General features: G+C 66.4%; 15 protein-coding genes. 5 read left to right on the top strand and 10 right to left on the bottom strand.

What is annotated here, in order from left to right:
• Positions 1-44: 44 nt before the first annotated feature.
• The 4 genes from ACAW63_RS10050 to mreB form a co-directional block, all read right to left on the bottom strand.
• Positions 45-629 (bottom strand): nucleoside triphosphate pyrophosphatase, encoded by a 585-nt coding sequence (locus tag ACAW63_RS10050; RefSeq protein WP_371233394.1) that lies wholly within the window; start codon positions 627-629, stop codon positions 45-47.
• A gap of 67 nt (positions 630-696) precedes the next feature.
• Positions 697-1,185 carry a rod shape-determining protein MreD gene (mreD, locus tag ACAW63_RS10045; protein ID WP_207883617.1) on the bottom strand — a complete coding sequence of 163 codons (489 nt, stop codon included), beginning with the start codon at positions 1,183-1,185 and terminating at the stop codon, positions 697-699.
• Positions 1,185-2,183, bottom strand: coding sequence for a rod shape-determining protein MreC (mreC, locus tag ACAW63_RS10040; RefSeq protein WP_371233392.1), 999 nt, complete (start codon positions 2,181-2,183; stop codon positions 1,185-1,187). The genes mreD and mreC overlap by 1 nt, the downstream gene beginning before the upstream one ends.
• 131 nt (positions 2,184-2,314) lie before the next feature.
• Complete coding sequence (mreB, locus tag ACAW63_RS10035; RefSeq protein ID WP_017518164.1) at positions 2,315-3,352, bottom strand: rod shape-determining protein MreB; 1,038 nt, start codon at positions 3,350-3,352, stop codon at positions 2,315-2,317.
• A gap of 239 nt (positions 3,353-3,591) precedes the next feature.
• Between mreB and gatC the strand changes: the two genes are divergently transcribed.
• The 5 genes from gatC to ACAW63_RS10010 all read left to right on the top strand — a co-directional run bounded on the left by gatC (position 3,592) and on the right by ACAW63_RS10010 (position 7,751).
• Complete coding sequence (gene gatC / locus ACAW63_RS10030; RefSeq protein WP_331318075.1) at positions 3,592-3,879, top strand: Asp-tRNA(Asn)/Glu-tRNA(Gln) amidotransferase subunit GatC; 288 nt, start codon at positions 3,592-3,594, stop codon at positions 3,877-3,879.
• Positions 3,880-3,898: 19 nt separating this feature from the next.
• Positions 3,899-5,353, top strand: coding sequence for an Asp-tRNA(Asn)/Glu-tRNA(Gln) amidotransferase subunit GatA (gene gatA, locus ACAW63_RS10025; RefSeq protein WP_371233391.1), 1,455 nt, complete (start codon positions 3,899-3,901; stop codon positions 5,351-5,353).
• 14 nt (positions 5,354-5,367) lie between these two features.
• A complete protein-coding gene (gene gatB / locus ACAW63_RS10020) occupies positions 5,368-6,813 on the top strand; it encodes an Asp-tRNA(Asn)/Glu-tRNA(Gln) amidotransferase subunit GatB (protein WP_371233390.1) in 1,446 nt (481 codons plus the stop codon).
• Between the two features lie 144 nt (positions 6,814-6,957).
• Positions 6,958-7,359, top strand: coding sequence for a septal ring lytic transglycosylase RlpA family protein (locus tag ACAW63_RS10015; protein ID WP_371233388.1), 402 nt, complete (start codon positions 6,958-6,960; stop codon positions 7,357-7,359).
• A gap of 2 nt (positions 7,360-7,361) precedes the next feature.
• Positions 7,362-7,751, top strand: coding sequence for a carboxymuconolactone decarboxylase family protein (locus ACAW63_RS10010; protein ID WP_371233386.1), 390 nt, complete (start codon positions 7,362-7,364; stop codon positions 7,749-7,751).
• Between the two features lie 604 nt (positions 7,752-8,355).
• On the opposite strand, the gene ACAW63_RS10005 is transcribed toward ACAW63_RS10010, so the two are convergent.
• Genes ACAW63_RS10005 through ACAW63_RS09980 form a run of 6 tightly spaced genes read right to left on the bottom strand, consistent with a single transcriptional unit; the run spans position 8,356 to position 18,593 of the window.
• The gene (locus ACAW63_RS10005) at positions 8,356-9,171 is read right to left on the bottom strand and encodes a YfaP family protein (RefSeq protein WP_371233384.1); all 816 of its coding nucleotides are present in this window, start codon (positions 9,169-9,171) and stop codon (positions 8,356-8,358) included.
• Positions 9,172-9,176: 5 nt separating this feature from the next.
• Complete coding sequence (locus ACAW63_RS10000; RefSeq protein ID WP_371233383.1) at positions 9,177-10,811, bottom strand: DUF2300 domain-containing protein; 1,635 nt, start codon at positions 10,809-10,811, stop codon at positions 9,177-9,179.
• Positions 10,812-15,365: an alpha-2-macroglobulin gene (locus ACAW63_RS09995; protein WP_371233382.1), complete on the bottom strand. Its 4,554-nt coding sequence runs from the start codon at positions 15,363-15,365 to the stop codon at positions 10,812-10,814. It abuts the gene before it with no gap.
• Positions 15,362-16,027 carry a DUF1175 domain-containing protein gene (locus tag ACAW63_RS09990; protein WP_371233381.1) on the bottom strand — a complete coding sequence of 222 codons (666 nt, stop codon included), beginning with the start codon at positions 16,025-16,027 and terminating at the stop codon, positions 15,362-15,364. The genes ACAW63_RS09995 and ACAW63_RS09990 overlap by 4 nt, the downstream gene beginning before the upstream one ends.
• The gene (locus tag ACAW63_RS09985) at positions 15,991-17,742 is read right to left on the bottom strand and encodes a DUF2138 domain-containing protein (RefSeq protein ID WP_371233379.1); all 1,752 of its coding nucleotides are present in this window, start codon (positions 17,740-17,742) and stop codon (positions 15,991-15,993) included. Before ACAW63_RS09985 ends, ACAW63_RS09990 begins: the two co-directional genes overlap by 37 nt.
• Positions 17,743-17,780: 38 nt before the next feature.
• Positions 17,781-18,593: a DUF2135 domain-containing protein gene (locus ACAW63_RS09980; RefSeq protein WP_371233378.1), complete on the bottom strand. Its 813-nt coding sequence runs from the start codon at positions 18,591-18,593 to the stop codon at positions 17,781-17,783.
• Between the last annotated feature and the right edge of the window lie 81 nt (positions 18,594-18,674).

Raw genomic sequence — 18,674 nt, 5'->3', positions numbered from 1 at the left:
CGCCCTTCCTTATCGCGCCGGGAATTGGCAGCGCTACTTCGTGATCAAGACTGCCAGCAAGGGATGGAGAAGTCAGCCAGCAATGCAGCAGTTTCACACAGGGGCAGGCCGACCACGGCGCTGTAGCTGCCCTCCACACGACTGACGAACACCGCCGCGAGCCCCTGGATAGCATAGCCACCGGCCTTGTCATGGGGCTCGCCAGTGTCCCAGTAGCGCTCGGCCTCTTCCATCGAAACGCTTCGGAAGGTCACGCGACTGCTGACCACCTTCGCCTCGCAGCGTTCACGGTTGGCCACGGCCAACGCGGTGAGCACCTCGTGCTCGCGGCCGGACAGCGCCTGCAGCATGCCCAGCGCTTCGGCGCGATCGGCCGGCTTGCCGAGAATGCGCCCGTCGAGCACGACGGCGGTATCGGCGCCCAGCACGCAGACATCCGCGCGCTGCGCCAGGAAATGCAGCCCCGCCAGGGCCTTCTCGCGCGCCAGGCGCTCGACATAGGCGACGGCCGGCTCGCCGTCTTGCGGCGTCTCGTCGACGGAGGCGGGCACGATATGGAACGGCAGGCCGATCTGGGTCAGCAGCTCGCGGCGGCGCGGCGAGCTGGAAGCGAGGTACAACTGGGACATCAGAGACTCCCGAAGCCGGTCCGGCGCGACTGGCGCCAGCCCCGACGAAACGCCCCGCAGCGGGGCCTCAGTTGATGTTCAGGCGCAGACGCAGGGCCCGGAGCAACGTATAGACCCACGGCCAGAGCAGGCCACTGACCAGCGCCGGCAGCAGGAACACCAGGGTCGGAGGACGGTTGCCGGTCAGTGCGCTGATCCACAGCTGGACCAGTTGCGCCAGGCCGAACACCACCAGCAACACCAGGCATTGCTGCCAGATGGGGAACATCCGCAAACGCTGGTGCAGCGAAAGCACCAGGAAAATGATCAGGCTGAGGATCAGCGCGTTCTGCCCCAGCAGGGTGCCGTACAGCACGTCTTCGGCGAGCCCCAGCACCCAGGCGCTGAGCATGCCGACCTTGTGCGGCAGGTAGAGCACCCAGTAGGTCAGGAACATCGCCAGCCAGAGCGGACGGCCAATTTCCATGAAGCTGGGCATCGGCGCCACCGAGAGCAACAGCGCCAGGAGCAGGCTGAGCCAGATCGCCCAGCCGTTTCGCGAGCCTTGGGTGGCCATCAGTGGCGACTCCTTGCATCGGGCTGCGCCGGAGCCTGGGCTGCCGGAGCTGCAGGCGCGGCACCATTCGCACCGGCTGGATGCACCGGCTGCGACGCCGGAGTGGCGGGATGAGCGGCGTCCTGTGCCGGAGCGGCTGCTCCAGGCTGGGCCGTGGATTCGGCGGCCTTGCGGTCGGCCTCGGCCTGCGCCTCGGCGGCATCGGTGGCGCGCTGCTCGGGGGTGCGACTGTCGGTGAAGACCAGCAGTACATAGCGGCTGCGGTTCATCTTCGCGGTCGGCACGGCACGGATAGTGGCGAAGGGCCCGCCGGTATCGTGCAGCACCTCCTTGACGGTGGCCACCGGGTAGCCCGCCGGGAAGCGCTGACCCAGGCCGGAGCTGACCAGCAGGTCGCCTTCCTTGATGTCGGCGGTATCGGCCACGTAGCGCAGTTCCAGACGCTCCGGGTTACCGGTGCCCACGGCGATGGCGCGCAGGCCATTGCGGTTCACCTGCACCGGAATGCTGTGGGTGGTGTCGGTCAGCAGCAGCACGCGGGCGGTGTACGGCATCACCTCGACCACCTGGCCCATCAGGCCGCTGGCGTCGAGTACAGGCTGGCCCTGGAACACGCCGTCCTTCTCGCCCTTGTCGATCAGGATGCGCTGGGTGAAGGGGTTCGGGTCGACGCCGATCAGTTCGCCTACCAGCACCTTGTCGTCGACCAGGGCGGAGGAGTTGAGCAACTCACGCAGGCGCACGTTCTGTTCGGTGAGGGTGGCCAGCTTCTGCAGGCGGCGCTGCATCAGCAACTGCTCGGCCTTCAGGCGCTCGTTCTCGGCGAGCAGTTCGCTGCGGCTGGTGAACTGGTCGCGTACGCCTTCCCAGGCGCGCACGGGGAAGTCGGCGATACCATAGAACGGACTCAGCACGAGCCCCATCTGGCTGCGTACCGGTTTCAGATAATCGAAGCGGGCGTCGACCACCATCAAGGCGACCGACAGGACGGCGAGCACCAACAGGCGCGCGCCCAGCGAGGGCCCTTTGGAGAATATCGGTTTGATGACCGGCTCCTAGCTGTGCAAAGTCGGTTGAAGTTTCACCCGCCTGGACGAAACGTCAACCGACCTCTACAGGACTCCCCACCTTATTCGGTGGAAAGCAGGTCCATCGAATGACGGTCCATCATTTCCAGCGCCTTGCCGCCGCCACGAGCCACGCAGGTCAGCGGGTCTTCGGCGACGATCACCGGCAGGCCGGTTTCCTGGGCCAGCAGCTTGTCCAGATCGCGCAGCAGCGCGCCACCACCGGTCAGCACCAGGCCGCGCTCGGCGATGTCGGAAGCCAGTTCCGGCGGAGACTGTTCCAGCGCGCTCTTGACCGCCTGGACGATGGTCGCCAGGGATTCCTGCAGCGCTTCGAGCACTTCGTTGGAGTTCAGGGTGAAGCTGCGCGGTACGCCTTCGGCCAGGTTGCGGCCGCGGACGTCGACTTCGCGGACTTCGCCGCCCGGGAAGGCAGTGCCGATTTCCTGCTTGATGCGCTCGGCGGTGGATTCGCCGATCAGGCTGCCGTAGTTGCGGCGCACGTAGGTGACGATGGCTTCGTCGAAGCGGTCGCCGCCGACGCGGACGGATTCGGCGTAGACCACGCCGTTGAGGGAGATCAGGGCGATCTCGGTGGTGCCGCCGCCGATGTCGACGACCATGGAACCACGGGCCTCTTCCACCGGCAAGCCGGCGCCGATGGCTGCGGCCATCGGTTCTTCGATCAGGTACACCTCACGGGCGCCAGCGCCCAGGGCCGATTCACGGATGGCACGGCGTTCCACCTGGGTGGATTTGCACGGCACGCAGATCAGCACGCGCGGGCTGGGCTGCAGGAAGCTGTTCTCGTGAACCTTGTTGATGAAGTACTGCAGCATCTTCTCGCAGACGCTGAAGTCGGCGATCACGCCGTCCTTCATCGGACGAATGGCGGCAATGTTGCCGGGGGTACGGCCGAGCATGCGCTTGGCTTCGGTACCGACGGCCACCACGCTCTTCTGGCTGCCGTGGCTGCGGATGGCGACCACGGACGGTTCGTTCAGGACGATGCCGCGCTCGCGCACATAAATAAGGGTATTGGCAGTGCCCAGATCGATCGACAGATCACTGGAAAACATGCCACGCAGTTTTTTGAACATTGGAAAGAAACCCGTAGGTGGAGCGTGGGTGAAAAATGCGCGGGTAAAAAAGTGCGGCAAACTCTAACAATGACGGGGGTTTTGGGCAAGGCGGCAATTTATGCTAGATTCCTCGTTTTTCGGGCCCGCAGGCCCGTCCCAGCGGCCTTCGACCGTCCGCCGCGGGTTCTGTTCCCTGCCCCACAAATTCCTTCCGGCCAGGTCCAGTTCGAACCGGGCCGCTCTAGCTGGAGACCCCGATGGCGCTTGAACGCTCCGACGTGGAAAAGATCGCCCACCTCGCCCGCCTGGGCCTGGAGGAAGCCGACATTTCGCGTACCACCGACACCCTGAACAACATCCTCGGCCTGATCGACGCCATGCAGGCCGTCGACACCGACGGCGTGGAGCCCCTGGCCCACCCGCTGGAAGCCACGCAGCGCCTGCGCGCCGACGCCGTCACCGAGGAGAACCGCCGCGACGCCTACCAAGCCATCGCGCCGGCCGTGGAAGACGGGCTCTACCTCGTCCCGAAAGTCATCGAGTAAGCGAGAAGGACACGGACATATGCTGCATCAATTGACCCTCGCCGAAGTCGCCCGCGGACTCGCCGACAAGCAATTCTCCGCCCAGGAACTGGCCACTGCCCTGCTCGCGCGCATCAAGCAGCTCGACCCGCAGTTGAACAGTTTCATCACCGTCACCGAAGAAAACGCCCTGGCCCAGGCCAAGGCGGCCGACGAGCGGCGCGCCAAAGGCGAGACCGGTGCCCTGCTGGGCGCGCCGATCGCCCACAAGGACCTGTTCTGCACCCAGGGCGTGCGTACCAGCTGCGGCTCGAAGATCCTCGACGCCTTCGTCTCGCCCTACGACGCCACCGTCGTCGAGCGCCTGGCGGACGCCGGCACCGTGAGCCTGGGCAAGCTGAACATGGACGAGTTCGCCATGGGCTCGGCCAACGAATCCAGCCACTACGGCCCGGTGAAGAATCCCTGGGACACCTCCCGCGTGCCGGGCGGCTCCTCCGGCGGTTCCGCCGCTGCCGTGGCCGCGCGCCTGATCCCGGCCGCCACCGGCACCGACACCGGCGGCTCGATCCGCCAGCCGGCCGCGCTGACCAACCTCACCGGCATCAAGCCGACCTACGGCCGCGTGTCCCGCTGGGGCATGATCGCCTACGCCTCCAGCCTCGACCAGGGCGGCCCGCTGGCTCGTACCGCCGAGGACTGCGCGCTGATGCTCGGCGCCATGGCCGGCTTCGATCCGAAGGACTCCACCAGCGTCGACCAACCGGTTGACGATTACCTGGCCGCCCTGGCCAAGCCGCTGACCGGCCTGCGCATCGGCCTGCCGAAGGAATACTTCGGCGCCGGCCTCGACAGCCGCATCGCCGACGCGGTAATGAAGGTGGTCGAGCAGCTCAAGCAGCTCGGCGCAGTGGTCAAGGACATCTCCCTGCCGAACATGCAGCACGCGATCCCAGCCTATTATGTGATCGCCCCCGCAGAGGCCAGCTCCAACCTGTCGCGCTTCGACGGCGTTCGCTACGGCTACCGCTGCGAGGATCCGAAGGACCTGCAGGACCTGTACAAGCGTTCCCGCGCCGAAGGCTTCGGCGCCGAAGTGAAGCGCCGCATCATGGTCGGCACCTACGCGCTTTCCGCAGGCTACTACGACGCCTATTACCTGAAGGCTCAGAAAATTCGTCGCCTGATCAAGAACGATTTCGTCAGCGCCTTCGCCGAAGTCGACGTGATCCTCGGCCCAACCACGCCGAACCCGGCCTGGAAACTGGGCGAGAAGAACAACGACCCGGTCGCCCAGTACCTGGAAGACATCTACACCATCACCGCCAACCTCGCCGGCATCCCGGGCCTGTCCATGCCCGCCGGCTTCGTCGACGGCCTGCCGGTGGGTGTCCAGCTGCTCGCGCCATACTTCCAGGAAGGCCGCCTGCTCAATGTCGCGCACCAGTACCAGCAGGTCAGCGACTGGCACAAACAAGCACCGGCCGGGTTCTGAGGAAGGATTACGATATGCAATGGGAAACAGTAATCGGGCTGGAAATCCACGCACAGCTCTCCACCCAATCGAAGATCTTCTCCGGTAGCGCCACCACCTTCGGCGCCGAACCGAACACCCAGGCCAGCCTGATCGACCTGGCCATGCCCGGCACCCTGCCGGTGCTGAACCAGGAGGCCGTGCGCATGGCCTGCCAGTTCGGCCTGGCGATCAACGCCGAAATCGCCGAGCGCAACGTCTTCGCCCGGAAGAACTACTTCTATCCGGACCTGCCCAAGGGCTACCAGACCAGTCAGATGGACCATCCCATCGTCGGCAAGGGTTTCCTCGACATCACCCTGGAAGACGGTACCGTCAAGCGCGTCGGCATCACCCGCGCGCACCTGGAAGAGGACGCCGGCAAGAGCCTGCACGAAGACTTCCACGGCATGAGCGGCATCGACCTGAACCGCGCCGGCACTCCGCTGCTGGAGATCGTCTCCGAGCCGGACATCCGCAGCGCCAAGGAAGCCGTGGCCTACGTCAAGGCGATCCACGCGCTGGTGCGCTACCTGGGCATCTGCGACGGCAACATGGCCGAGGGCTCGCTGCGCTGCGACTGCAACGTGTCGGTGCGCCCGAAGGGCCAGGCCGAGTTCGGCACCCGCGCCGAAATCAAGAACGTGAACTCCTTCCGCTTCATCGAGAAGGCGATCAACCACGAAGTGCAGCGCCAGATCGACCTGATCGAGGATGGCGGCAAGGTGGTGCAGGAAACCCGCCTGTACGACCCGAACAAGGACGAAACGCGCTCCATGCGCAGCAAGGAAGAAGCCAACGACTACCGTTACTTCCCTTGCCCGGACCTGCTGCCGGTAGTGATCGAGCGTGCCTTCCTCGACGAACTGCGCGCCAACCTGCCGGAGCTGCCGGACCAGAAGCGCGAGCGTTTCCAGAGCCAGTACGGCCTGTCCGCCTATGACGCCAGCGTGCTGTCCGCCAGCCGCGAGATGGCCGACTACTTCGAACAGGTACAGGGCATCTGCGGCGACGCGAAGCTCGCGGCCAACTGGGTGATGGGCGAGCTCTCCAGCCTGCTCAACAAGGACGGCCTGGAGATCGAGCAATCGCCGGTTTCCGCCGAGCACCTGGGCGGCATGATCCTGCGCATCAAGGACAACACCATCTCCGGCAAGATCGCCAAGATGGTCTTCGAGGCGATGGCGGCGGGCGAAGGCTCGGCCGATGCGATCATCGAAGCCAAGGGTCTGAAGCAGGTCACCGACACCGGCGCCATCGACAGGATGCTCGACGAAGTGCTGGCGGCCAACGCCGAGCAGGTCGAACAGTACCGCGCCAGCGACGAAGCCAAGCGCGGCAAGATGTTCGGCTTCTTCGTCGGCCAGGCCATGAAGGCCTCCAAAGGCAAGGCCAACCCCGGCCAAGTGAACGAACTGCTGAAGAAAAAGCTCGAAGGTTAAATCGCCCTTCTTTTCCAGAAGAGTGCCAACGCTTGCGTTGGCCCGGCGAACGACCGGCCAGGGATGGCCCCCTCGGTGCTGCGACAAGGATGTCAGCGAGGCCCGCCTCCAGCACCGGGTAATTCGTCCTCTGGAAGCTCCATCATGTGGCGTTCACTCCCAACCTTCTTCTTTCTCGCCGGACTGGCCCTTCTGGCCGGCTGCAGCACCCCATCGTATGAGCGCGACTCGGGCGTCTCCGGCCGCGGCTACCGCGCCGAGGGCACCGCCTCCTATTACGGCAAGGCACACCACGGCAAGCGCACCGCCAGCGGCGAGCGCTTCAACCTCAACGCCCTGACCGCCGCGCACCGCACCCTGCCCTTCGGCACACGGGTGAAAGTCACCAATCTGAACAACGGCCGCAGCGTCGTGGTGCGGATCAACGACCGCGGCCCCTTCGGCCGAGGGCGCATCATCGATCTATCGCGCGCCGCTGCCGAACAACTCAACATGTTGCGCTCCGGCACCGCGCCGGTGCGCCTGGAAAGCCTCGACCAGGAGTAGGGATGAGCACCGACAACCGCAAGGCCGGCGAGCAGGTTCGCCGCGAAGTGATGGGCGACGCCTTCGTCGACCGCGCCCTGGGCAATGCCACCGAGTTCACCCAACCGCTGCAGGAGTTCGTCAACGAACACGCCTGGGGCGGCGTCTGGAACCGCGACGGCCTGCCGCGCAAGACCCGCAGCCTGATCACCCTGGCCGCGCTGACTGCGCTCAAGTGCCCGCAGGAGCTCAAAGGCCACGTGCGCGGCGCGCTGAACAACGGCTGCACGGTGGAGGAGATTCGCGAAGCGCTGCTGCATTGCGCGGTGTATGCCGGCGTCCCGGCGGCCATCGACGCCTTCCGCGCAGCACAGGAAGTGATCGACGCCTGGCAGGCGGACCAGAAGGCCTGACTTTCAGCAGTGCCGATAGGCGCTGTTTTCGGGCATGACCCGCCCCTACAAGGGAATTCGCAGCGCAGCAGTTCGCGAGCAAGCTCGCTCCTACGAAAAGCGCATCGAGCTTCGGCTCAAGCTCTTGGCTCTTGGCTCTTGGCTCTTGGCTCTTGGCTCTTGGCTCTTGGCTCTTGGCTCTTGGCTCTTGGCTCTTGGCTCTTGAAGACTTCCAGAGAAGTATCCCAACGCTCCGGATACCCCTTTCAGGAGGCCTCGTTGAAGCGGAGTTTCAGGGGTTGAGCGGCATGGATGCCGCGAGAGCCGCAATGGACCAGGGATGGCCCTTCGCGGCGGGCCCCTGAAACTGCGCTTCGACGAGGGTATTTTTCGCCTAGGCGAAAAACCGGATGGAGGGGCGAGACCTTTGCCCACTTTGGGTCGCTTGCCAACGTAGGTCGCCCGAGGGGGCGAAACAAGAAGGTCGCGCGCACGCCGAAGCGGCGCAAAAAATCTCACCCGAAGCAGCATGTAGGGCGGATAACCCGAAACAGGCTATCCGCCAGTGCCATGACGGCGGAGCCCATCGCGGACGGAGTCCGCTCCTACGAAAGCGTTCCGGTCGTTAGGGATAACTGAACCGCTTCACCAGCGTCAGCTCACCCGGCTGGCGCATGGGAATCAGGAAGGACTCCTGCTTCTCGTTCACCGTGCCCTCCTCCGTGACGATGGTCACCTGCGCCGTGGTCAGCGGCTTGGCCGCGTTCACGTCACCGGAGCTCTCGTCCTCGCTCCAACCGCCGCCGTAATAGTTCACGTAGACCAGGTACTGGCCCTTGAGCGGGGTCGGGCTGGCGATGATTTCCGGACCATAGCCGGTGGTCACGTCGACGTCCTGGGCGGCGCCATTGGGCAGCGAGCGATTGCCGTACCAGACGTGCCCGCCATCGGGCGTCACCAGGTGCAGGTCGAGGTCGGTGTTGTCCGAGTCCCAGGACAGCATGACCCGCAGCTTGGCCGGCACCTCGCCGCCACCGCCGCCGTGGTAGAACTGTACGCGCTTGCGCTGCTGGCCGTCCGGACTGATGACTTCGACGCTGTTGGAGCCCGAGGGGAAAGCAAAGGGACGATCGAACTTGCCGTCGCTTTCGACCCGCATCGGCATGGCCACGCCATTGACCACCAACCGTGCCGGCTCCTTGCTGTCCTTCGGCAGGGCGCGGATTTCGCCGCGAATGCGCGCGGTGTCGGACTGATCCGAGCGCGAATTCACCGAGGACGCCGGGTAGTTCACCGTCTGCCGGAAGTCGGCCTTGTCGCCGTCACCCGCGCGCCAGCCGCCCAGCGGCGTATCCATGTGGATCGGCGATTCGGCGGCCTGCGCGCCCAGCGGAATCAGGCTGGCGAGCAGGGACAGGCGGAGCGCATGGGCGAGTTTCATGACGATCATTCCAGTATCAGGCGACGGGCCAGGCTTTCCACGTAGCCCTCGTCTTGTCCATTGGGGTGCGCCTGGAAAGCCAGGTGCAGGTATTCATGAGCCAGGTCGAGCCGGTCCTGCTGGGAGTACAGGCCGCGTACGAAGATGCGCTGGCGTTCGCGATCGACGTAGGGCCGGCCGCTGCTCAGGCGGCATACGGCGAAGGAGTGCAATTCTTCATAGCCTGCCTCACCATCCAGGCGCGGGCGCCAGCTGCGTTGCTGCGTCTTGAGCCAACGTTCCGCCTCGGGCAATGGCTGGCAGGCGGCCACCGGGCTGCTCCAGCGGCTGAGGCTGGTGCGTGGGAAGGCACGGGCGAGGATGGCGTCGTAGCGCAACCCCGTGGCGGCCTGTTTCTGGGCGTCGCGCCAGGACAGCTTCGACGGCCCCGCCTCGTCGGAATGATAGGTGACGGTGCCGCCGGCCAGCACCAGATCGGCGGTCCAGGCAGCGATGCCGCGCGCCGCCTCGCTGGCCGGGCGCGGCGCCACGCGCTGGCGCTGGCTGCTGTCATCGATGCTCAGGCAGTCGCCGCGCGGCGCGCCGTTCTGCAACAGGTAAGTACGAATGGTCACCGCCAGCGCCTTGGCCGCTTCCGGCGGGGTGGCGGAAGCTTCGCGGTCGACTACGCGGGCAACGTATTCCTCGCGGGACAGGCGGGCCGTCAGGTGCGGGCCCTGCGCATCGCGCTCAAGGAAAAGGTCGCCGCTGCTGTTCACGTCGAGCCGCACGCCATTGGCGAACAGCACATTCTGTCGCCCCGTCAGCAGTCCTTCGGCGGCGGGCTGGTTACGCGCGTCGTAGACCTCTTTCAGCGGATAGCGGCTGAACAGGCTGACCTCCACGCAACGCCCCGGATCACGGGGCCAGGGCGCCGGTAGCGCGGCGCCGATGGCATTGCCGTAGGTCGCCAGCACGGTCTTGCTGGTGCCCGGCCCACGCGCCCACAGCGGCGTACCATCCACCAACCAGCCGGCGAATCCGCCTTCGCGCCTGCCGTTTTCTTCCCAGCTCCAGGTCTTCACCCGCAAGCGCCCGCCCAGTGCGGCCGGAGCGCGTCCGTCATCGGCGGCCAGGCTGACATCGAGCAGCACCTTCTGCGCCTGCTCCTGGGCCGGCAGGTGCTGAAGCTGGTCGAGCAACTCGGCGACCGGGACTTCGGTCTGCGGCCCCAGATGATCCAGTTGCGTGATCCAGGTCGGCGCATGACGCGCCTGCCAGTACTGCTGCCAGACAGCGTCGTCGATGCCCAGGCGCTGCGGCTGGAAATACAGCCCGCAGGACTTCACCAGCGCGGCGTCGCGCTCGACGCTCTGCCCGGCCCTGCAGCAATAGACCTCTTCCTTGCTCTCGCCACGGCAGTGGTAGGCCGGCTCCTGTTGACCGGTGTCGTTCAGCCAGGCGTAGACGAACAGCTTCCACAGGCTGCCCAGCGGCGCGCGAAGCTCAGCCGTCAATGGCTGGCGATCGAGCACCCGCTGCGGAGCGAGGCGCAGCAGTTCGTCACCCTGCGTGGTGCGCCAGGCCAGCTGCGCCGGCTCCTGCGCTCCAAAGGCGCAGAACGGCAACAGCAGGATCAGCCCGGCGAAGCGCACGCGCATTTACTGGACCTTGATCTTCGCCAGGGCCGGCTGCTGCTCCAGCGCCTGCTCCTGCGGCGCGTAGAGGCGCTGGTAGCGCGCCGGCGGCAGCACGAAGCTGCCCTTCTGCGAGAAGCGGACCAGATGGCGGAAGCGCAGCTCGCCGCCCAGGGTATCCACCGGCACGCCGTAGAACAGGTCGCCCGGCTCGTTGCGCGCGCGCTCCAGGCTGGTGGCCTCGGCGCCGCCCAGACCGCTGATCTGCAGGCCCCAGGTGGTGCGCTCGACGTCCGCGCCCGGCGGCAGCGGCACTTCCAGCATGCCGTAGCGCAGGGCTTGGGCCTGATCGGTGGTGAGAGTCACTTCGTCCAGGTACAGCTCGTCGCTGGACAGCGGCTTGTCGCCCAACTCCTCGGCGTTGAAGGCAAAGGCTTCTTCACCCGGCACCAGGCGCAGCAAGCGGCGTTTGATGGTGACCGGCAACTGGCTGGCCGGCGCTTCGGCGCTGCGGAAGGTGATGGAGGCATTGAGCGGGCGCGACGGTGCGGCGGTCAGGTCGAGCTGCGCCGGAACGCCGCCGCCCTGCCATTTCCAGAACGCATCGCCCGTGGTGCTCTGGCCTTCCTTCCAGCCGGCCACCGGCTTGGGCAGTTCAGCAGCCGGCGCGGCCGCCACGGCACGCTGCATCCAGGCCAGAGCCAGGGCACGCTCGATGGTGGACTGCTGAGGCGCCAGGCTCAGCAGTAGCGAGCGGGCGCGATTGGCGTCCAGCGAGCCACTGTAGAGCTGCACGGCACGGGCGAACGGTTGCTCGCTGGTATTGAGCGTCAGGCGCGCGGCATCCAGCTGCTTGGCGAAGCCTGGCGGCAATGCGAGCTTGCTCTGCTCGGCCAGACTCGCCGTCAGTACACGAGCAACTGCCAACCCCAGTTCGGAGTCCGGCTGGCCCATGACCAGGCTGTCTTCGCTGTCGAAGTCGTTTACCGACTTCGACGTCTCGCCGGTGCCGACGTTCTGCAGGTCGGCAAGCAGGCCGCTGGCCAGGGTCTGCACCGGCAGCTGCATGTCGCGGGCGAAGGCCAGGATCAGCGCTCGCTGCAACAGCGGCGTAGCGCTGGCGCGGGCGGAGTACAGCTCCAGCACGCGCTGCCAGTGATCCGGCGGTAACTGGATTTCCAGGGCGCGGCTGGCGTACCAGTCGGCGTAGTAGGCGTAGGCGGTGAGGAAGGCGTCGTTGTCTTCGCCGCCCCACCAGGTGAAGTAGGCATCCGGGCCGGCCATCTGCACCAGACGCAGGCGGCTGGTCTGCATGATCAGGCGCAGGCGGTCGCGCACGCGCGGCTCGCCATTGGCCAGCATCGGGTAGGCGATGCTCAGCGGCAGCAGCTGGCTGGCGGTCTGCTCGACGCCGCCCCAGGGGTAGTTCAGCAGCGAATCGAGGTTGCCGCGCAGCAGGGCCTGGGCACTGTCGTCCAACCGCAGGGTCACGTCGCGGGCATCCGCCGGCAGTTGCAGCGGGGTGTTCTGCGCGTTCACCTGCAGCGGCTTGGACTGCAGCACCTGCCAGCTGTCGGCCACCAGGCTGAAGTGGACGCCGAGGCTGTCGCGTACCTGGCCGTCCTGGCGCAGTTCCACGCTCCAGTCGCCATCGCTGAGCGGCTGTTGCGGCAGGGCGATGTAGTTGACGCCGCGCTTGAGCGCCAGCGCCTGGGTCTTCTCCTCGCCGTTGGCGCGGATCAGCAGTTCGGCCTTGGTGTCCTGTTCACCCTGGTTGAACACGAACAGCCCCAGGTCCGGCGCGTCGCCGCTGCGGAAGCGCTTCGGCCCGCTCCATTTCAGGTACAGCGGTTTCTCGGAACGGATGAACTGTTTCTTCTGGCCCACCTGGCCTTCGTCATCCATGGCGCGGGCGGTGATGCGCCAGCGGGTCAGGGAGTCGGGCATGCGGAACTTGAACCGGGCCTTGCCGTTGGCATCGGTGACCAGCTCCGGTTCCCAGGCGGCGGTGTCCACTTCCTCGCGGCGCGGGCGTTCCAGCACCTTCACCCCACGCTCGCTGCGGTTGGCGCGGCCGGGGGCGCTGGGCGTGCCGGGCAACGCGACGTCGTAGCTGATGAACGACAGGCTGGCGCTGGTGCGCACGTTGTTGCGGCGCGGGTGGTAGAAGAACTGGTCGATGCCCGGGGCGATCTCCGGTTGCAGCGCGTAGATCATCTCGTCCACCACGCTCACGGTGAGGTGGCTGGAGACCGGTTTGCCGGCGTAGGTGGTATCGAGGTTGACGGTCACCGTCTCGCCCGGCTCGTAGCGTTCCTTGTCGGTGCTGACGGCGATGTCCACCTGCGGCACGGCGACCTTGATGCCGGCGTTCTGGAAGCTGTAGTCGCCGCTGCGGGTGTAGAGCACGGAGAAGGTCAGGTTCGGCGAGAAGTCCGGCTTCACCGGAATGCGCGCGCGGTACTGGGTCGGGTTGAGCTTCTCCAGCTTCAGCCAGTCGCCGCCCTTGGACAGCAGCGCGGTGGCTTCGACCTTGTCGCGCTCCAGCGAGAGCAACGCGTCGTCCACCGGTTCGGGGAAGGTGATCAGCGCCAGGGCTTCCTCACCGGCCTTGTACTCGGCCTTGTCGAGGACGATTTCCACGGTGCCCGGCACGGTCTTCACGCCGTCGCCGCTGACCGAGTGGCCGGTGCCGCCGAGCAGTTGGCCGGCTTTGTCGCGCAGCTCGACGCTGTAGGTGCCGGGCTTGTCGAAGGTGATGGAAAACTTGCCGCCCTGCACCGCGCCGTCGCCGCTGCTGCGGTCTTCCAGGCGCAGCCAGCGGTAGGCGGTCGGCTGGATCTGCGTCTGCTGCTCCGCGGTGTAGCTGAACTCGACCTTGTCGCCGGCGGCGCTGAAGCGCTGCGGCGCGCTCACGCGGTAGCGCGCGGCGCCGCGTTCGATAAGGATTTCCTTGCTGGTCTTCACCCGGTACGCGGCGCCATCGCTGGCGAACACGGTGAGCATGTAGCGGCTGGGCTTCTCCGCCGCCGGCAGCTCCAGCGCGGCGCGGCCCTGGTCGTCGGTGGTGATCTCAGTGCTGGACAGCTCCACGGGGAACTGGCCCAGGTACTGCAGTTCGTTGTCCACCATGGACAGCTGCTGGGCGCGCAGGCTCAGCTCCAGGCGGGCGTTGGCCACCGGCTTGCCGTCCGGGTAGAGCAGGATCAGGTTGCCCTTCACCGGCTCGCCGGTCTTGAAGTCCGGCTTGGCGAGGTCGAGGGAAATCTCGAAGTGCGGCTTGATGTACTCGGCAACGCGGAAGGCACTGCTGTAGGTCTGGTCGCGGTAGTCGAAGCGCAGCTCGTAGCCTCCGGCCACGGCGTTGGCCGGCAGCTGGAAGCGGCCGTTGGTGCCGCTCTTGGCGTCGTACTTGAGGTCCAGGGTCTGCAGTGTGGTGCCGGCGGCGTCGATCACCGACAGGCGCAGCGGCGCGCTCTGCGGCGCCTGCGATTCGCGGGAGTTCTTGAACTCGCGGCCGACGATCTTCAGCGACACCCAGTCGCCCGGACGGTAGAGCGGACGGTCGGTAAAGGCGTAGAGCTTGGTGTCGTAGATTTCGCTGTCGTAATAGAAGTTCTCGGAGACGAAGACACCGCCCTCCTCGTCCTCGCCGATCACGAAGGAACGCTCTGGGCTGACGTGCTGCAGGCGCAGCAGGCCATCGGCATCGCTGCTGCCGCTGCTCATCACGCCCAGGCCGTCGGTCCACAGCACCTTGGCGCCGGCCACCGGCGTGCCTTCATGCTTGCGAGCGGTCCACACCAGCAGCTCGTTGCCCGCAATCTTGCTCACGGCGACGCTGTTGGAGACGAACACCACGGTGGTCGCACGGTATTTGCCGACCAGCGCCTCGACCAGATAAAGGCCGGGTTTCAGCTTGCCCAGCGGCACATAGACGTTACCCGGTGCGACGTTGATGAACTCGCTGGAGGAGCCCATCAGGGTCACGTCCTTCGGCGGCTGGATGGGCTTGGCGTCCCACAGCGGGTAGCGGAACTGGCTGACCATCGGCAGGCCCGGGATCGGCGCGTACTGCGGCTGCGCGTCATAGGGTGTCGGCGCAGCGATGGCGTTGCCCATCTTCAGCTCGGGCACCACGGCGGTGACCTGCTGGCGCGACTCGTAGGAGAAGGTCCGCTGCATCACCCGACGCGACTTGCGGTACCAGTTGTCCCACAGGTAGGCCAGGGTGTTGGACAGGCCCTCGCCCTTGAACTGCCCTTCGGACAGCACACGGTGCAGGTTCTTCTGGCGTTTGAGGAAGTCCAGCGGCTGGTCGATGCGATAGACGCGGATATCCGCGCCCCCGTAGGGCTCCATGCGGTAGCGACGATAATCGCGGCCCGGCGCTTCCAGGCGCACCTTGGCCACTTCGTCGGAGGCGAAGCTCGAGTCGGCGAGCAGGAAGAACGACTCGCCAGCCATGGGCGTGTAGCCGCTGGCCGGGACGTCGTCATCCGCTTGCACCAGTACGGGCGCTGCGGCGAACAGGCCGACGCAGGCCAGGGCAGCGGCCACGCCGCGCAGCGCGTTCATCGGGTCAGGAAGGACAAGCGATAGACGCCGATAAAGTTGGGATTGGATTCGTCGGGTATCCATCGGGTGTCCTTCCATGTCATGAGTTGTTGCAGGCTGACCGAGCGCATGCCGTTGTCGGTCGCCGTACGAGTGCCGGTGTGATAAGCGATGTCGCGGCCCATCCAGATCATCAGATGCTGGTCATCGCCCTGGTCGAAGAACATCAGGTCGCCCGGCCGCGCCTGGTTGAGGTCGCGGCCGACGAACTGGCTGTTGTATTGAATGAGTTTGATCGCATTGACGTAGGGGCCGGTCTTGCCGCCGCCCTGCTGCCAGGTCTGCGCCAGATTGCGCTGCGCGTCGGACAGTTCCAGCTCCGGAGGCAGGTAGCGGTTGGACATGCCGTTGGCGCGCAGCCACTTGGCGTCGTGCACCTTCAGCGCCTCGTTGGCGGCGAAGCGCACGAGGCCCGCGCAGTCCTGCTGGTACCAGCGCGGATTCGGGCCGCGGCGCAGCTGCTCCTCGGCGATGCGCACGAACCAGGCGCGGAACACCTGGGTCTGCTGCGCATCCAGCGCCGGCTCCGCCGCGTGCGCCAGCGTGGCGACCAGCAGACCGGCGAGCAGTGTCAGTGGCTTTCCGATCACAGCGCCTTCCAGTCCAGCGGCAGCCACTGCCATGCGCCACTGGGCCCGCTGCCGGCCGGCAGGGTCAGGGCGTAGGAGCCATTGCCGGCGAGGGTCTTCAGGCGCGGCAGGAGCAGCGTGTCGGCAGCGTTGCGGAACACCGGCTCGATGTCCTGCGGCAGGCTGTCGAGGGTTTCGCGCTGGAGCAGTTCGGACAGCGTCTTGGGCGCGAGGTACGCGGGCACCAGGGCGTCCTTGGGCAATACGTCGGCCAACGGCGGGAAGCGCTTGGCCAGGGTGTTGCGGGCCTTGTCCAGCAGCTTGTCGTCGATGGAGAACAGCAGGGTGTTGCCATCGCGCAGCAGGCTGACGCGGAAGAAGCCGTTGCCGCTGACCTGGTCGGGATTTTCCGCCTCGCTGGCCGGATACTGGCCGAAGCGCGAGCTGACCTGGCGCTGCCAGAGGCGACCGTCACCCTCCGCGCGGCTTTCCACCTCGAAGGCGCCACCCTCCACATTGGCCTCGTAGGCGCCGATCATGCTGCCGAACAGCTTGCCCAGCTGCTCGTCCAGCTCGGGGCTGGCGGGGGCGTCGAGCTTCACCGCGAGCAGCGGCGAGTGCAGGCGCGAATCGGGATACCAGCACAGGCCGGCGGCGCCGGAGAGGTGCTCGGAGAAGGACGCGGCCATCTTCTGCTCGGCGCCCAGCTTCACCAGCAGGTTGTCATACAGGCCCGGCGTCACCGGCAACGCCACGCAGGCGCTGGCGCCCATGGGCATGGCCTGCCACACGGAGGTGAAATCCAGCTCCGGTTGGCGGGCGACTTCACTGAGCGCCAGGTAGCTGTGCCAACCCTCCTTGTCCTGCTCGAAACGCACACCGGCGAAGGTCGGGATGAAGCGCTGGTAGCCCATGGCGAGCACGCTGGCGCCCAGGGTGATGCGCTGCTTCAGCTCGCCGCGCGGCTCCAGGGCGAAGTCCTTGGCGAACAGCGGCTCGCCCTCGAGCAGGGTGCCCAGGTCCTTGGCAATGGCGGCGTCCGGCTCGCCCAAGCCGCTTTCATCGGCGGCGGTGAACAGCATCTTCGGATTCGACAGCACCAGCATCTGGTCGCCACGGGAAACGAACAGCACGCTCTTCTCGGCGCCGTAGCGCAGGCTGTAGACCGGCGTGGCAGCGCCCTTCACCTGGATTTCCGAGACCTTCTTGAGCTGGCTATCGTCGGCGGCGACCTTCGCCAGCGGCTCCAGGAGCTTGGCCAGGCCACCACGGCGCAGGACCACCATGAAGTCGCGTAGGCGGCCGTCGGCACCGCGCCAGAGGGCGACCTGGGCCGGCTGGTCGAGCAGTTCCTCGATCACGCTGTCCTTCAGGGTCAGGTCGTGCTCGTAGACGATGCGCCGCAGGGTGCCGGTCAGGCCCAGGCGATCGGCGTTGTTCTCGTAGTAGAAGACGAAGTCTTCGGTGAGCACGTCGCGCAGCAGCGGCACTTCCAGCACCGCCTTGGGCAACTGGCTGAGCGAGGCGCTCTCGATCAGGGCGTCGGGGCGCATGAGATCGCGGGTAACCTCCGGACTCTCCGGCGCTTCCAGGGTGCCGACCGGCGCGGAGTGGAAAGCCGGAATCAGGCCGAAGGCCAGGGCCAGGCCGCCGGCGACCAGCACGGCAGCGACCACGCCGATGGCGATCAGCGGCCCGCGGCGCGTGGCCTGGGCTGCCGGTGGCGTGGGAGTGCTGTCTTGGCTGCTGGAGGGCGTGTTTTCGCTCATGGATCGCTTGTCCCGTGTCATCCCTGCGAGGGGCGAATTCAGTAGTTGAAGGTCTTCACCAGCACCAGATCACCGATGGTGCGCATGGGCACCACGAAGGTCTCGCGCTTCTCGTTGACGGTATTTTCGTTGAACACCAGGTTGATCTCGGCGGTGATCACGTCCTGCTCGTGGTTGCCTTCCTGGAAGTTGTAACCCTGGCTGGCGTTGTAGTTGCCCCAGTAGTTCACGTAGACCAGGTAGGTGCCGTGCAGCGGCGCGGCCATGGTGAACATTTCCGGGCCGGGGCCGTCGACGCCGTCAGGGTCGAGGCCGCCGCCGTTGCTCAGCCGCGGGTGGGCCCAGAAGGCATGTTGGCCGTCGGGCGTGACGATATGCAGGTCGAGTTCCGCCTTGGGGTCGTTCCAGCCCAGCGCCAGGCGGATGCGCGGCGGAATGCGGCTGTTGTTGGCCTCGTAGTACTGGAGGCGCTTGAGGGATTTGCCCTGGTCGCTGCTCACCGCGACGCTGTTGCTGCCGGCGCCGAAGTTGTAAGGGCGGACGAACTTGCCTTGGGCATCGGTATACAAGGGCAGCGGGTTGCCGTTGACCACCAGGCGCTGAGCGCGGTCGATGCCGGACACTTCACGCAGATGGCCTTCGATCAGGCTGCGGCCGCGCACGCCACCACGGTCGATGGGCGGCGTGGGATAGGCCACGCGGGGCACGCTGGGATCATCGTTCAGGCCGGAATAGCGCCAGCCGGCGGTAGGACTGCTCAGCTCGGCCCCCGGCTCGGCAGCGACCACCGCCGCCAGCAGACAGGCCGGCAGGCAGGAGACGGCACACAGAATCCGGCGTGTGGGGTGCATGAACAATCCTTGATCGTGCAGAAGATCGCCAAATGTAACCGTTCTTGTACAACGAATAAATGAACTTCACTGCGTCTTGGC

This window comes from Pseudomonas sp. QE6, assembly GCF_041379005.1.
Classification (GTDB): Bacteria; Pseudomonadota; Gammaproteobacteria; order Pseudomonadales; family Pseudomonadaceae; genus Pseudomonas.
This window is presented reverse-complemented; position numbering and strand designations above follow the sequence as displayed.

Excerpts from the sequence above, each read along its gene's own strand:
- ACAW63_RS10050 (WP_371233394.1), bottom strand. The coding sequence starts at position 629 with ATGTCCCAGTTGTACCTCGCTTCCAGCTCGCCGCGCCGCCGCGAGCTG.
- gatC (WP_331318075.1), top strand. The coding sequence starts at position 3,592 with ATGGCGCTTGAACGCTCCGACGTGGAAAAGATCGCCCACCTCGCCCGC.
- ACAW63_RS09985 (WP_371233379.1), bottom strand. The coding sequence starts at position 17,742 with ATGAGCGAAAACACGCCCTCCAGCAGCCAAGACAGCACTCCCACGCCA.
- ACAW63_RS10000 (WP_371233383.1), bottom strand. The coding sequence starts at position 10,811 with ATGCGCGTGCGCTTCGCCGGGCTGATCCTGCTGTTGCCGTTCTGCGCC.
- ACAW63_RS10005 (WP_371233384.1), bottom strand. The coding sequence starts at position 9,171 with ATGAAACTCGCCCATGCGCTCCGCCTGTCCCTGCTCGCCAGCCTGATT.
- gatA (WP_371233391.1), top strand. The coding sequence starts at position 3,899 with ATGCTGCATCAATTGACCCTCGCCGAAGTCGCCCGCGGACTCGCCGAC.
- ACAW63_RS09995 (WP_371233382.1), bottom strand. The coding sequence starts at position 15,365 with ATGAACGCGCTGCGCGGCGTGGCCGCTGCCCTGGCCTGCGTCGGCCTG.
- ACAW63_RS09990 (WP_371233381.1), bottom strand. The coding sequence starts at position 16,027 with ATGGCAGTGGCTGCCGCTGGACTGGAAGGCGCTGTGATCGGAAAGCCA.
- mreB (WP_017518164.1), bottom strand. The coding sequence starts at position 3,352 with ATGTTCAAAAAACTGCGTGGCATGTTTTCCAGTGATCTGTCGATCGAT.
- ACAW63_RS09980 (WP_371233378.1), bottom strand. The coding sequence starts at position 18,593 with ATGCACCCCACACGCCGGATTCTGTGTGCCGTCTCCTGCCTGCCGGCC.
- mreD (WP_207883617.1), bottom strand. The coding sequence starts at position 1,185 with ATGGCCACCCAAGGCTCGCGAAACGGCTGGGCGATCTGGCTCAGCCTG.
- ACAW63_RS10010 (WP_371233386.1), top strand. The coding sequence starts at position 7,362 with ATGAGCACCGACAACCGCAAGGCCGGCGAGCAGGTTCGCCGCGAAGTG.
- ACAW63_RS10015 (WP_371233388.1), top strand. The coding sequence starts at position 6,958 with ATGTGGCGTTCACTCCCAACCTTCTTCTTTCTCGCCGGACTGGCCCTT.
- gatB (WP_371233390.1), top strand. The coding sequence starts at position 5,368 with ATGCAATGGGAAACAGTAATCGGGCTGGAAATCCACGCACAGCTCTCC.